The 13420-nt window shown below is 40.6% G+C and carries 11 protein-coding genes and 4 tRNA genes; 4 read left to right on the plus strand and 11 right to left on the minus strand.

Annotated elements, in window-relative coordinates; genetic code table 11:
- Positions 1 to 52: 52 nt before the first annotated feature.
- The 3 genes from B5D47_RS11845 to B5D47_RS00305 all read right to left on the minus strand — a co-directional run bounded on the left by B5D47_RS11845 (position 53) and on the right by B5D47_RS00305 (position 1667).
- Positions 53 to 1021 (minus strand): M23 family metallopeptidase, encoded by a 969-nt coding sequence (locus tag B5D47_RS11845; RefSeq protein ID WP_078929725.1) that lies wholly within the window; start codon positions 1019 to 1021, stop codon positions 53 to 55.
- Positions 1008 to 1424 (minus strand): hypothetical protein, encoded by a 417-nt coding sequence (locus B5D47_RS00300; RefSeq protein ID WP_078929726.1) that lies wholly within the window; start codon positions 1422 to 1424, stop codon positions 1008 to 1010. Before B5D47_RS00300 ends, B5D47_RS11845 begins: the two co-directional genes overlap by 14 nt.
- Before the next feature lie 69 nt (positions 1425 to 1493).
- Positions 1494 to 1667 carry a 4Fe-4S binding protein gene (locus tag B5D47_RS00305; protein WP_078929727.1) on the minus strand — a complete coding sequence of 58 codons (174 nt, stop codon included), beginning with the start codon at positions 1665 to 1667 and terminating at the stop codon, positions 1494 to 1496.
- A gap of 329 nt (positions 1668 to 1996) precedes the next feature.
- On the opposite strand from B5D47_RS00305, the gene deoC reads away from it, so the two are divergent.
- On the plus strand, positions 1997 to 2671 hold the full coding sequence (gene deoC / locus B5D47_RS00310; protein ID WP_078929728.1) for a deoxyribose-phosphate aldolase: 675 nt from the start codon (positions 1997 to 1999) through the stop codon (positions 2669 to 2671).
- Positions 2672 to 2691: 20 nt separating this feature from the next.
- On the opposite strand, the gene B5D47_RS00315 is transcribed toward deoC, so the two are convergent.
- Complete coding sequence (locus B5D47_RS00315) at positions 2692 to 3627, minus strand: MBL fold metallo-hydrolase (RefSeq protein WP_078929729.1); 936 nt, start codon at positions 3625 to 3627, stop codon at positions 2692 to 2694.
- 63 nt (positions 3628 to 3690) lie between these two features.
- Positions 3691 to 4761, minus strand: coding sequence for a PTS sugar transporter subunit IIC (locus B5D47_RS00320; protein ID WP_078929730.1), 1071 nt, complete (start codon positions 4759 to 4761; stop codon positions 3691 to 3693).
- Between the two features lie 198 nt (positions 4762 to 4959).
- Between B5D47_RS00320 and B5D47_RS00325 the strand changes: the two genes are divergently transcribed.
- A complete protein-coding gene (locus B5D47_RS00325; protein WP_078929731.1) occupies positions 4960 to 6186 on the plus strand; it encodes a pyridoxal phosphate-dependent aminotransferase in 1227 nt (408 codons plus the stop codon).
- 132 nt (positions 6187 to 6318) lie between these two features.
- On the opposite strand, the gene greA is transcribed toward B5D47_RS00325, so the two are convergent.
- From greA to B5D47_RS00355, 6 genes are all read right to left on the minus strand, one after another.
- A complete protein-coding gene (greA, locus tag B5D47_RS00330) occupies positions 6319 to 9036 on the minus strand; it encodes a transcription elongation factor GreA (RefSeq protein WP_078929732.1) in 2718 nt (905 codons plus the stop codon).
- A 35-nt stretch (positions 9037 to 9071) separates the two neighbouring features.
- Positions 9072 to 10010: a hypothetical protein gene (locus B5D47_RS00335; protein ID WP_078929733.1), complete on the minus strand. Its 939-nt coding sequence runs from the start codon at positions 10008 to 10010 to the stop codon at positions 9072 to 9074.
- 323 nt (positions 10011 to 10333) lie between these two features.
- Positions 10334 to 10413, minus strand: a tRNA-Leu gene (locus tag B5D47_RS00340).
- 58 nt (positions 10414 to 10471) lie between these two features.
- Positions 10472 to 10544 (minus strand) — tRNA-Lys (locus B5D47_RS00345).
- 29 nt (positions 10545 to 10573) lie between these two features.
- Positions 10574 to 10647 (minus strand) — tRNA-Arg (locus B5D47_RS00350).
- Positions 10648 to 10696: 49 nt separating this feature from the next.
- Positions 10697 to 10768, minus strand: a tRNA-His gene (locus B5D47_RS00355).
- Positions 10769 to 11086: 318 nt separating this feature from the next.
- Here B5D47_RS00355 and B5D47_RS00360 point away from each other — a divergent pair.
- Together B5D47_RS00360 and flgK are read left to right on the plus strand one after the other, a co-directional pair.
- On the plus strand, positions 11087 to 11527 hold the full coding sequence (locus B5D47_RS00360) for a hypothetical protein (protein WP_078929734.1): 441 nt from the start codon (positions 11087 to 11089) through the stop codon (positions 11525 to 11527).
- A gap of 21 nt (positions 11528 to 11548) precedes the next feature.
- Positions 11549 to 13417: a flagellar hook-associated protein FlgK gene (gene flgK, locus B5D47_RS00365; RefSeq protein WP_078929735.1), complete on the plus strand. Its 1869-nt coding sequence runs from the start codon at positions 11549 to 11551 to the stop codon at positions 13415 to 13417.
- The last annotated feature ends 3 nt before the right edge of the window (positions 13418 to 13420 follow it).

A 13420-nucleotide genomic window follows, 5' to 3' on the forward strand; every position in this document is an offset into this window, starting at 1 on the left:
AAAAAATAAAAAATCTAAAAAAAATCTAAAAAAATGGAGATATTGTAAATTTTTAGTTAAAATTGATGATTTTTCCGGGATCTGTCGGGCTTCCGTCTTTTCTAAGCTCAAAATGAAGGTGAGGTCCTGTGCTTGCTCCTGTCGAGCCTGATTTTGCTATGAGTTCGCCGGTTTTGACTTTTTGACCTTTTTTTACAAGAATTTCGGAAAGATGGGCATATACGCTTGTTAAATTGTTGTAATGCCGCAAAATAACGAAGTTTCCATAAGTTTGGTTAAATCCGCTCTGGCTGACTTCTCCGCTGCGGCAGGCAAAAACGCTGCTTTTTAACGGGGCTGCAAGATCTATTCCCGAATGAAATTTCCATTTTCCAGAAATCGGGCTTACTCTGTAACCAAAACTGCTCGTTAAGACGCTGGTTGAAAGCGGACTTACAAGTTTTGTATCCAGAAAAAAAAGCGCTGTTGTCGAATCGAACCTTTCGTTCTTTAAAAAATAGAAAATTTTTCCGTCAATTTTAAAAATTTTTGCGGTTTTGATTTTTTCTTCGGTCATATATTTTTTGAAAAGAAGCTGTTCCCAATCTGAATCGGGATTTTCTGGAATAAAAATTCCGTTAAAGGTGGGAGCGAGGATTATTTTTCCGGAAATTCTTGAATCTGCCGAAGAAAACCTGTTTAAAGTCGCGAGCGTGTCTTTGTAAACCGGGCTGAGCCTTGAGGAAAGCCAGATAAAATCCATATTTTGAGGTACGAGGATTTTATAAAAAGTGAAAATTTGGTTTTGAGAGGAATTTTTTTCGGAAACTGAATATTTTGAATTAAAGCCTGCTTCTTCTAAAAACTGCCTGAAAATCAAATCCTTTGAAGCGTCCGGAACTTTTATGAACGGAAGTTTTTCTGAATTGATTTCAAATATCTCAGTTGAAAACTGTTCTTCGTTTGAAAAAGCAAAAAAAATCAAAGAAAAGAGCAGAGCCGGTAAAAAAAAGAATTTTTTGATTTTTTCAGAGAGAATCATTTTCCGAAAAGTTTTTTGTTTTTTGCGAAGGCTTAAATATGAACGAAACAAAGCCGTAAAGAAAAAAGGCAAAGATAATTTCAAAGATTGTAAAAAGCCTTTTGCCTGCAAAGACTAGAAAAACAAAGCCTAAAACTGTAGATGTGATTATCAGAAATTTTGTAAAGAAAATCAGGGAATTTTTAAGTCCTGCTGAGCGGATTTTTAAAACAAGCCAGATTAAAAATAAAATGCAGGCGATTGCTGTAACGCAGAAAGTGTAGGTCTGCGGAAGTTTAGTTGCAAAATACCATAAAGGATAGACGAGCGCTATTCCTACGAGTGCGCAAATTGCAAGAAGAGCCAGAACCTTTAAAATTGAACTGAGAATCTGGCTGTAGCCTTTTAAAATCTGTCTGAACATACCTACAAATATAAACAGACAAAAAAAAATCTGCAAGAGCAATTCTTGCAGATTTTTTAGAATGTAAAACTATTCTTCTGAAATAGCTGTTGCTGGACAAACGCTTGCGCATGTTCCGCAGCTTACGCATTTAGAAGAATCGATTTCGCGGTGTCCGTCGTTTTCGCTGATTGCTCCAACTGGACAGTCTGGTTCGCATGTTCCGCAGTTTACGCATGCTGAAGGATCAATTTTATAAGCCATAATGTACCTCTTTTTAAGGGAAGTTTCCCAAATGTGATTGAAAAGTCAAAAAGTTTTGATTCAATCTGTTTATAATTTAGCATATAAAATTTTCCTAAACAAGAAAAATAAAGGCAGATTTGAACGAATTAGACTGTGCTAACAAAAAAACGCAATGAAATCGAGTTAGCGATTGTAGCGGCAGTCTTGTTGCGCAGTGAAACGGAGCAATGGAGGCGAAAGCCGGAACCGCGGAAAGCGCGGCGACAACTTTGTTGGCGCAACTCCAATAAAAATTTTAAGAACTATGTTATAATGAATGCTAGTTTTTTTTATAAACGGGAGAAAATATGGAAAGAAAAGAAATTGCGAAATTTATTGATCACACTCAGCTTTCGGCCTGTGCTACTGAAAGCGATATTAAAAAACTTTGCGAAGAGGCTGTAAAATACGGATTTGCGAGCTGCTGCGTTAATCCGGTTTATGTTCCTTTTGCGGCGGAAATTTTGCGTGGAAGCGGAGTTAAGGTCTGTACTGTGATTGGGTTTCCTCTTGGGGCGAATTCGATTGATGACAAGGCGAGTCAGGCTGCTATGTGCGTAAGCGAAGGCGCGGACGAAGTTGATATGGTTGTAAATCTAGGCGCTGTAAAAGACAGGCGCTGGGAAGATGTTTTTGAAGAGATTTATGCGGTTCGCTGTGCAATCGATGATGTTGATTGCGGTGAAAATAAAAAAATTGTAGAAAAAGTGATTCTTGAGACCTGCTATCTTACCGATGAAGAAATTGTAACGGTTTGCGAAAAGGCAAAGGAAGCCGGCGCTGATTTTGTAAAGACTTCTACTGGATTTGGGACTGGCGGTGCGAGCGTTCATGCCGTTGAATTGATGAGAAAAACTGTCGGAAAAGACATGGGCGTAAAGGCGAGCGGCGGAATCCGGACTTTTGAAGACGCTGTGGCAATGCTGGATGCCGGTGCAAACAGACTTGGTTGTTCTGCCGGTGTTAAAATTGTTGAAGGCTGAGTTTTTTTTGTGGCGGAAAATCAGGCGAGAGACCAGTACATCATGTTGTCTTTGATTTCGTACTTGATTTTTCCGCTGTCGCTTAGGGAACTTAAATATGAGCGCAAGGTGCAGCCTATAAGAACGTATTGGCTGAGTTTGAGCGAAATTCCGTTTCGTGTGCTTACATTTTGGAGAATCTGTTCTGCCGTTTTTGGAGTTTTTAATTCGTCCAAAATCATATTTTCAGTTTCGAGAAGGGCAATAAGGTTTAGTTCGACCAGCCCTTCAATTTCTTCGACGCCCTGGCCGTGCCCCGGAACATAAAAATCGGCCTGGATTTTTGAGAGTGCCAAAAGGCTTTTTTTTGATTCTTCTTCGTTAAAAAGATACTGAATCCAGTATCTTTTTATTGCGTCGCGTCCGCTCAGGCAGTCGCCTGCAAAAAAGATTTTTTTTCCGTCTGTATCGGTGATTAAAAATCCTGTCTGGTCGATGTAATGGCCTTTGAGCGGAACTGTCTGTACGTGGATTTTATCTTCAATGTAAAAATCTGAGCCGCTTTTAAATGTTTTGTCGGCAATGCAGGGAGAAGCCGTAAAATACTTTGTTTCGAGTTCTTTTACCGGCATTCCGCCCCAGATTAAGCCTGTTTCGAGAACAGGGCACTCCATGATTGCGGCTTCGCCGGTGCTTGCAATAATCTGGCATCCGGTTTTTGAGCGCAAATATTCGTTTCCGCCGCAATGGTCTGCATGAGAGTGCGTGTTTATTACGGATTTTATTTTGGGAGAATTGAAGGAACTGTTTACTGTTTCGAGTATAGCCTTTGCATAGCGTTCATCGTTTCCGCTGTCGATTAAATAAATATTTGTAGAGGAATCCGGCTGTTTTAGGGCAATAATTCCGATATTTGTTGGCAACGCAAGAAGATAAATGTTTTTTGAAAGTTCAGTAAATTCAGTTTTTTCGTTCATTTATTATTCTCCCGTAAAAAATTTATCTAATACAAGTCTCAATCTTTATATTATAGAACTGTTTTAGTTATTTTCCAAAACTAAATCGCCGTCTTTTATCCAGCCGAGTTTTCTGAAAAATTTTCCGAAAAGCCAGGTTAAAATTCCCGGTAAAACAAAGCATACGAGGATAAGTCCAAGCCAGTCGAAGCCTGAAGGCGTAATTGCTGACGCCCCGTGAGAAAGCGCTGCCTGGGAAGGATTGAACCAGCCGGAAATGACGCCGATTTGACCTACTAAACCGCAGGTTCCCATTCCGGAACTTACGGCCGCTCCGTTCATTTCCATTTTGAAAATGCAGGTTGCAACAGGACCGGTGATTAGCGAAGTAAGACAGGCTGGAATCCATATTTTTGGATTTTTGATGATATTTGGCATTTGGAGCATGCTTGTTCCAAGTCCTTGGCTCAAAAGTCCTGACCAGCGGTTTTCCTTAAAACTCAGTACTGCAAAACCGACCATTTGCGCGCAGCAACCGGCAACTGCTGCTCCTCCGGCAAGACCTGTAAGACCGAGCGCTGCACAGATTGCGGCTGAACTTACCGGTAAAGTGAGCAAAACTCCTACAAGAAGCGAAATTATCATTCCCATCAGGAATGGGCGGAGCGTTGTTGCCCAGACAATTATGTTTCCAAAGGCGCTTGCTGCTTTTCCGATGTATTTTGCTGTAAGAACGGTTAACAAGGCTCCTGTTAAAAGTGTGACAAGCGGAGTAACGATAATATCAACCTTTGTCTTTTTGCTTACGAGACAACCTGCTTCTGCTGAAAGAATTGCGATAAAAAGAACTGCAAGAGGTCCTCCGGCTCCACCGCTTACATTTGCCGCGCTTCCTGTTGCTGCAAGCGTAAAAAGAACAAGGGCAGGGACTTGCATTGCAAAACCGATTCCTACGGCCATAGCCGCTCCGACAACATGGGCATCCGAAGCAAAAGCGCCTGCATCAACTAAAAAAGTAAAAATTGGATTTGAGCCGAGCCGCAAAAGCTGCTGACCGAGAGTTTTTACAATTGTTCCGATTAAGAGCGAAGCGAAAAGACCTTGTGCCATTCCACCCAAAGCATCAATAAGATACCGTTTGACGTACTTGTTCATAACGTCCTCCTGTAAACACCGCGTTAGCGGGAGAAAATATGGTGAGTGTCATTGATATACTTGCTGATGCCTGAAAATGGTCATCCCAAACGTAACATCTGAATTTCCTGTCCAATTTAGCAAAAAATCAATTAAAATTCAATTTATGCCTTGTTTTATCTTTGAGAGATTTAAATAAAATGATATAATAGTCGCGTTATGTTTTTTCATGGTGGAACTAATTCAAGAAGACTGGATGATTATCTGGACTTTTCTGCTAACACAAGTCCTTTGGGAGTTCACAAGGCCGCTTCCCGTGCATTGCTTGCGCTCTCGTTAAATCCTGACATTATTGCGGCTTATCCGGATCCAAATTGTACGGAACTGAAAGAATCTCTTGCTAAATACTGGAAATTTGACGGACCTATTTTGTGTGGTTCTGGCGCTGCTGATATTACACAGCTGATTTCTATGGTTTTTGGAAAAAATGTTCAGGGAACGGCTTTTAACCTGATTGTTGAGCCTGCCTTTTCTGAATACGAAAATGCGCTTTTGATGGCGTGCAGCGAAGAAAAAATTCTTCACCTTACCCTCGAAAAGAAAAACGACTTTGTTTTTACGGAAGATGATTTTCAGCATCTTGAAAAAATTCTTTCTGGCGGAGTTCCGCTTATGTTTATGGCAAGTCCTTCAAACCCGGCTGGCAACGTTATGCCTCTGGATATGATTGTAAGAATTGCCAGACTTTGCGAAAAATCGGACACTGTCCTCGTTTTGGATTCCTGTTTTTGCCAGTTTAGCGAAACTGCCGAAAAAAATGTCCGTGCGCTTATAGAACGCGCCGATGAATTCCCTCATCTTATAATCCTCAACGCATTTACAAAATTTTACGGAATGGCAGGGCTTCGTTTGGGATATGCGCTTTGCTTTAGTTCCAGCGTTTATAATCCTCTTGTAAATGCAATGCGTCCGTGGACAATCAGTACAGACGCCCAGGTGACTGGTTCTGCGGTAATGCAGGCAGAAATTGAAAGCAACAGTTGGCACCGCCAAATGCTCAAACTTGTAACCGAAGAACGGAAATATTTGTCGGATTATTTTGAGTCAATCGGAGCAAAAGTTTTGCGTGGTGAGGGAAATTATATTCTTGTTCAGCTTGACGAAACTTTACAGAAAACGGCATTGGATTATGCTTCCGGCACAGAGCATGCAAAAGATAAGAAAGGTCATAACGGTCCGAAAAAGCAGTCTTTGGTCAACGAAGAAGATTCTTCGCCGAATCCGTTTAAGGCGCCTTTGTGCCAGGCTTTGGCAATGTCAAAAATCGTAATTCGCGGTTGCTCGGATTTTTATGGAATGGATTTAAGCTGGTACAGAATTTCGATAAAAGCCCACGAGGAGAATGTTCAGCTTGTAAAGGCTTTGAATAAGATTTTTAAAAAATAAAACCTTAGAATTATGGGGCAGAATTTATTTTTAAGTTCTGCTCTTTTTTTTTGTTTATTTATTTTTTTGCAAAAAAAAGGCTGCCTGTTACGAAGTTTTCAAACTTCCAGGACAGCCTCTTTTTTTTATATTTTATTTGGCAAGTTTAATTGATTTTACAGTGTAGTCATTTTCATGTTCGTTGATTGTAAATTCAAGTTTTTCGCCGACTTTTGAATCGAGAATTGCATTGCCGAACGGTGACATGTAAGAAATGATTCCTGCATCAGGATCTGATTCCCATGGTCCCATGATAATGTATTTTTCGTCTTTTCCTGTAGCGTTGTTTGTAAGAACGACTTCTGTTCCAAAAGAAACCATCGAAGTTGTAGCAGTTGTCGGATCGAAGATAACAGCGCGTGCAAGTTCGCCCTGAAGACGGTTCAAGTCGTTGTTGAGCTTGTGCTGTGCTTCTTTTGCCGCGATATATTCGGCGTTTTCTTTCAAGTCGCCTTTTTCTTTTGCATCTGCAACTTCTTTTGCGATTGCTGGAATATCAATAGTTGTCATTTTTGCTTCGAGGGCCTTTTTCTCGTCGAGTTTTGCCTTTGTAACGAGCATTCCCTTTGGAGCGTTTGTCTTTTCTTCTTTTGCGCGGAACTTGTAATCCGGATACTTAGAAAGAATTCTGTTGCGCAAAGCCTGCTTGTAAATGCCTTCAAGGTTAACAATGTCATCAACAAGAGTGTAAAGGTGGGTCATTGTGTCCATGTCGCATGAAAGCATGTAGTTTGCATAGGCATTTTCGCCGTCAAAAATCAATTTGATTGCGTTTTTAATGATTTTTTTATTTTCTGTAGTATCAACGTGATTTTCAATTTCGCGGTAAGCCTGATCGATAAGGTTTACGATTGTAATCAACTGTTTCTGATAAGAAATTCCAGACTGTTTGAACCATGCGTCGTCCTGACATTCCTCAAAGAAAAAGAGAACCGCATTGCGGTAGTCGCGGAAGTTTTCAAATACTTTTACGGCAAGTTTCTGAACTTTTTCTGTATCTCCGTTTTCAATAACTTCGTTGAGCATTTTTTTGCTCAGGACTGTCGGGAAAAGTTCGATGTACTGGTCAACCCAATCAGGCAAAAGTTTTATCTGGTTGAGGAAGTCTGCCTGGAAACTTGTATTTTTTGTGTCTTTGAGAAGAGTGTACATTTCGCGAGGATTGTCAATGTCGCGGTAGAGCTGTTCAAAAGTGTAGTTGAGCTGAACTGCCAAAGAAGGCATGAGCGCGCCTACTTTCTGAACAATAAGGTAAGAAGCTACAACCTGCTCGTTTGCCTGATGCGCGCCTTTTACAAAGCCCTTGAAGTAGTTGTACATGTCCATGAAGAATTCGCTGTCTTTATCAGCCTCTTCGTTTTTGAAAAATCTCATGAAAACGTCTGCGCGTGGAGTGAACTGCTTTTCAGCCTTGAATTCGTTGCTGAGTTTTTCTTCTGTAGAAATTTTAGCGTCACGAACAATGTATTCGTTGATGTTGTTTGGATTTACACCAAAAATCGGGTTTGTTTCGAGAGTTTTCTTTGCGGCTGTGTTCCATGAAGTCCATTCTCCAGGAGTCAAAATTGAAGGAACGAGTTCCGATTTGATTCTCTTGAAGTCGCAGCTGTTTCCGAAAGACTTGATTATGATTTTGAGAGCCTGGGTTTTGTCGCGGTTGTCCTTGAAAAGTTTCTGTAAATCGTCCTTTGACTTTGTTGCCTTGAGAACCCAGATGTGGTCGCGGGCAAGAGGCTGGAGCGCGCTTACTGCCATTTTGAGGGACATCTGCTTAACTCCGTTCTTTCTTCCAAAGTTGATGAAAAGGTTGTCGTTTTCTACCTTTGTAATGATTCCAACGCCCCATGTTCTGTGGTAAACGAAATTTTTTACGCCGAAAGCAATGTGCTTTTCAAAATCGTTGATTGCTTCAAATACGTTGCGGAAATTCTGTGTAAGGTTTGATGAAGCGATAAAATCGTTGACATTTGGATTTTTAGCGTATTTTCCCTGGAAACAGGCTGCAATTTCGTTTCTTGCCCAATAATCTTTTGGATCGATTCTGAGAATGATTTTGAGGATTTGAATTGCAATATCCCATTTTTTAGGATCTGAAGGCGCATTGTCTTTGTAATACGGATAAAGGTCGTGAAGAAGAAGCGCGCTTTTTTCTGCGCTGATTGATTTTTCTACCTTGCGCTGTACGAGAAGGAAAAAGTCGATTTCGTCAGGAATCATAGAAACGAGCTTTGCCCATGTCTCTTTTAATGCGGTCATGTTGTTTGCATAGACAAAGCGGAGAAGGGCTTTTTTGCAATAAGCAACGGCATTTTTTACATCGCCTTCTGCTTCGTAATGTTCTGAGAGAATTTTTGCGATTTCGGCTTCTTCAACGTCAATTTTTACGATTTTTTCGTAAAGAGCCCATGCTTTAGGATCGTTTGCCGCGCGGTAAATATCTGCAAGTGTGCGGAGGGCAAATTTGTTATTAGGATCAATGTCGAGAATTGTTTCGCAAAGATAGGTTACAACCGGTTCTTTGTAATTTTTCTGGAAAATGTCTACAAGAGTTACCAAATTTGAATTGTCGAGATTTCCCTGTTTCAAGCCGAGAATTCCCGAAATATAAAGCGCAATGATGCTGTCTTTTGTGTGAGAAAGCTGTTCATCACAGATTGCTTTTATTTCCGCAGTGCAATTTTCTGCTTTTGCTTTTTCGATGATTTCAGACAACTCGATAAGGTTGTTCTTTGTGTAGTTGCCGATTGCTGCTCTTGTCCAGGTTGCTTCTTTGAGCATGTCCTGTACTTTTGTAACGATTTCTGCAGACATTTTATACTCCTGTAAAAAAATTATTCCAAAACCTATTATTTTATATACAAGTCGTAGACATTTCTGTCTAAAATCTTGATTTTTAGTAAAAGGTCACTAACTTCGCTTCCAGTCTGGTTTTTCTGAATGTAGTGATCGACTAACCAGAAATACATGTAAATCAATTTTGGTTTTAACTGGTTTACATTGTTTGCAGGATTTTTAATTTCGTTTTCCGTTTCATAAATATCCTGCTTTAATTTTAAAACCTCTACGCTCCGAAGCTCACGCTTTATATTAAAAACTCCATAAAGAACCGCATAAACTGGAATCCAGTATTGAAGTTCTGATCCGCTGTATCCGTGGTCGTCTTTTATTTTCTGAACAAGACATTTTATAAGTTCTGAATCCAGCATGCTTATATCGATTTTTTTTGCATCGATAAAAAATGCTTCCCGAAAAAGAACTTTTGACTCGTTTTCCAATCCGCACAGTGCACAACAGTCGGCCATTTCGGCAATTATCTGCGCCGAACCAGGAAGAAACTTATTTGCTTCCATAAGGTTTGAGCGCGCAATGTCGTACTTTCCGAGCTTTTTGTTGCAGATTCCAATTTTTAAAAGCAAATCTGCCTTTTGGGCCGGAAGCCTTGTGCTTTCCTGCGAAACAGAACTAAAACTGTCCAACGCAAGCGAAAATATTCCTGTCTGAACCGAAAAAATTGTTCTTGCAAAAATTTCTTTTTTTTTGCCGAACGCCTCCTCAAAAGTTTTCCACTGAAAAAGAAGACTCTCGCCGCGTTCGTAAAAGTCGAATTTTGCCAATTTTTTTATAAAATCAATCCAATAAGAACAGCACCAGACTGCAAAATCAATCTCCTTGTTGTCGAGGTTGAATTCCAGAATATCCGCAAGGAGTTTTTTTGCCTCTGCCGGCTCTCCTTGAGAAAGCATTTTGTAAGCCTGTTTTAATCCTTCTTCAGATTGAATACTCATAACGACTGTATTAAATTTATAGCAAAATGGGGGTGTTAGTCAATAAATCATAAAAAAAGTAAAAATGGGGCATAATTTATACTTTACTTGAATAAATAAGTCAATGGTTTTTTCTGTTAATTTTTTTTAATTTATTTACACTTAAAAATAACAGAAAATTTTCAAGAAAAAACACTGAAATTTAGGTATTAGCTATGATTTTTGGACGGTAAGACATCATGCGGCCTGTTTTTTTTTCTGAGGAAAATTAAGAATAAAGTTTAAAATTAGAAACTTGCTTAAGAAAAAAATTGTGTTTGTTATGGGAAAAAAAGAAAGAATTTTGCGAGAGAAGGGACTTGAACCCTTACGCCGAAGCACTAGATCCTAAGTCTAGCGTGTATGCCAATTTCACCACTCTCGCAGATTACGGCAAGGACAGAAGTCTCAATTCCGATTTTTTATTTCGTAAAACCGAAATATGAGCGACCGGGGGCTCGAACCCCGGACCCACAGATTAAGAGTCTGTTGCTCTACCAACTGAGCTAGTCGCCCGAAATTTTTTATCAGTTTTTATACAGATATGCGTCTGACACGGCTCGAACGTGCAACCTACGGATTCGAAGTCCGTTGCTCTATCCAGTTGAGCTACAAACGCGTTGTATTTAACCAGCGAGCTTCAACACATAAGAATGTATTTGAATGTGGGTGCCTAGTGGGGTTCGAACCCACGACAGCCAGATCCACAATCTGGAACTCTACCGCTGAGCTATAGGCACCGTGTAACTGATGAGAATAATCTTATCAAAAAACGAAGATTAGTGTCAAGATGAAACCTTGTGATTTTTTGATTTTTCCCAAAAATTGAATAAAAAACTGTTAAAAACTGAGAAAATTGTTTTTTTACGGAGAAATTTACGCCGGGGTGGAGTTGCGCGAAGCGTTCGCAGACTGAAAGTATGCGAATGAGCGTTTAGCGGAACAACGGAACACCGGAGGAGACAAAAAAAATTCGTCCAAAATAAAAAAAACGGTTCTAATAAGAAAATAAATTAAAGGCTGGCTTTTGTTTTTCCGAAAATAAATTGAGGAAATTTATGGAACAGGCTTTAAAAATGCAGCTTTTGGAAATTTTGAAAAAACAGTCTTCTTTGCTGGATGAAATTCTCGTTGCACAGAAAAATGTTCACGAATGTGTTGTAAAGAGAGTTTGGCTCGAACTTGAAAACGGTCTGGAAAAAATGCGCGGCTTGAGCGATGAATTTGCGGAGCTTGACGGATGCCGCGAAAAACTTTCTTCGGAAGTTAATTTTAATTCGGAGAAGGAAATTGCCGGGCTTGTCCGCGAAGTGAAGGCTAAGCTTTTAAAGTCGAAAATCGAGAACAAAATTTTGAATGAATATATTTTTAATACTCGAAAATTTTTGAAAGGAATTTTTGAAGAGGTTTTGCCTGAGCGCAGAAATACTGTTTATTCGCATTATGGAAAAATCGTAAAGCCTGAACTTCACAATGTTGTAATAGATCAGATTGTTTAGGCTGGAACGGAGGAAAAAACTATGGCTAACGCTTTTGCAGGAATTGAACTTGGAAAAAGAAGCATAATGGCTCATTCGCAGCAGATTCAGACTGCTGGTCATAATATTTCAAACGCTGATACTGAAGGTTACAGCAGACAGCGTGTTCAGGTTAAGACTTTTGATCCTCTTTACAGGCCTGACCTTACCCGCGCAGAAACTCCGGGTCAGATTGGCCAGGGAACCACGATTGAAAGCATAACCCGCCTTAGGGACGAAATGCTTGACCAGAGAATTGTTGCGCAGTCGAACAACGAATCTTACTGGGCTACGCGCGAACAGTATTACACTATGATTGAGCAGGTTTACAATGAACCGAACGATGTTTCTGTGCGCACAAATATGGACAAATTCTGGCAGTCTTGGCAGGAACTTTCTGTTTATCCGGAAAGCAAGGCTGCCCGTCAAGCCGTTGTTACTCGTGCTGACAGTTTAACTCAGTCTATTTCTGGCCGCTATAATTCTCTGGCTGGAATCGGAACTCTTTTGAACGGCGATATTGAAGCTACTGTAAAGCAGGTAAATGATTATGCAAAGCAGATTGCTGATTTGAACGGCGAAATTGTGCGTTCTAAGGCGATGGGCGATAATCCGAACGATCTTATGGACAGAAGGGATTTGCTTGTTGAAAAGCTTTCCGGCCTTGTGGAGATAACGAGCGACAGACGCGACAGCGACGAGTTTATGGTTCATGTTGGCGGACAGGTTTTTGTTCAGGGAAGCGTTGCCCGCGGTTTTGACCTTGTTGCCCAGACTGACAACAATGGTTATGACAAGGTTGTGTGGAAAGACACCGCTCTTGACGCTGACATAAAATCTGGAAAACTCGGCGCTTTGATTGAGCTGCGTGACAGCGACATAAGAAACGAAATTCAGTCATTGAACACTATGGCTGTAAATTTTGCTGATTTGGTAAACGATGTTCATCGCGCCGGAATCGGTGCAAACAATGAGACAGGACTTGATTTTTTTGTTCAGCATCCTTTTGTTACAGATACCAAGGGAAATTATGACCGCAACGGTGACGGTGAAGTTGATACGTCTTATATTTTCCGCTTTTCCGGCAAAAATGCTTTAAATCCTCAGGAAAAAGTCGGGCTTGACGGTGTTATGACTTTGTCAGGCCATTCCGGAAATATTACTGTTCCGTATTTTGCAAATGACACTGTCGAAGCTGTAATTGCGAGGATAAATGATTCTCAGGGCGAGGTTAAGGCTTATCTTGACCGCGAGAATAAACTTGTTTTAAAAGCGGGCGCTTCTGAATCAATGGAAAATCCGGACTTTGTGCTTCGCCATGTTGAAGACTCAGGTCTTTTTCTTGCCGGTTATTCAGGTATTTTGAACGGAAGCGGCGCAGAAAACGCTTATGATTTTGCTCGCGCCGATGCGGTTGATTCTCTGGCTGGAGAATATTCTGTTGCTCCTGTTATGAATCCTAGCGGATATATTGCCGTTAGCGAAAAAATAAAAAACGACCCGAATTCCGTGGCGACAGGTTTTCCGAACGGACAGGGAAGGGCTTCGATTGGAGATGCCCGTGCTGCCGTAGAAATTGCTTCAATCCGCAACACTGACGTGATGATTGGAACGAGCCGCACTTTTGACGACTATTTTGCGGAAACTGTCACAAATGCCGGTCTTAAAGGCGAACAGGCGGAAAATATGCTTTTGAGTCAGAATGCGATTATGGACGATTTAAGGAATTTTAGGGATTCTATAAGCGGCGTGAATATCGATGAGGAACTTGCCGACATCATAAAATTTCAGCATGGATACAACGCTGCGGCAAAATATGTTTCTGTAATCGACCAGATGCTTGATACGATAATCAATCGTCTTGGCGTTTAGTTT

The organism is Treponema berlinense, from assembly GCF_900167025.1.
Classification (GTDB): Bacteria; Spirochaetota; Spirochaetia; order Treponematales; family Treponemataceae; genus Treponema_D; species Treponema_D berlinense.

Bases quoted from the DNA above. Each gene is read 5' to 3' on its own strand.
- flgK (WP_078929735.1), top strand. From the start codon at position 11,549: ATGGCTAACGCTTTTGCAGGAATTGAACTTGGAAAAAGAAGCATAATG.
- greA (WP_078929732.1), bottom strand. From the start codon at position 9,036: ATGTCTGCAGAAATCGTTACAAAAGTACAGGACATGCTCAAAGAAGCA.
- B5D47_RS00320 (WP_078929730.1), bottom strand. From the start codon at position 4,761: ATGAACAAGTACGTCAAACGGTATCTTATTGATGCTTTGGGTGGAATG.
- B5D47_RS00325 (WP_078929731.1), top strand. From the start codon at position 4,960: ATGTTTTTTCATGGTGGAACTAATTCAAGAAGACTGGATGATTATCTG.
- B5D47_RS00335 (WP_078929733.1), bottom strand. From the start codon at position 10,010: ATGAGTATTCAATCTGAAGAAGGATTAAAACAGGCTTACAAAATGCTT.
- B5D47_RS00300 (WP_078929726.1), bottom strand. From the start codon at position 1,424: ATGTTCAGACAGATTTTAAAAGGCTACAGCCAGATTCTCAGTTCAATT.
- B5D47_RS00360 (WP_078929734.1), top strand. From the start codon at position 11,087: ATGGAACAGGCTTTAAAAATGCAGCTTTTGGAAATTTTGAAAAAACAG.
- B5D47_RS00305 (WP_078929727.1), bottom strand. From the start codon at position 1,667: ATGGCTTATAAAATTGATCCTTCAGCATGCGTAAACTGCGGAACATGC.
- deoC (WP_078929728.1), top strand. From the start codon at position 1,997: ATGGAAAGAAAAGAAATTGCGAAATTTATTGATCACACTCAGCTTTCG.
- B5D47_RS11845 (WP_078929725.1), bottom strand. From the start codon at position 1,021: ATGATTCTCTCTGAAAAAATCAAAAAATTCTTTTTTTTACCGGCTCTG.
- B5D47_RS00315 (WP_078929729.1), bottom strand. From the start codon at position 3,627: ATGAACGAAAAAACTGAATTTACTGAACTTTCAAAAAACATTTATCTT.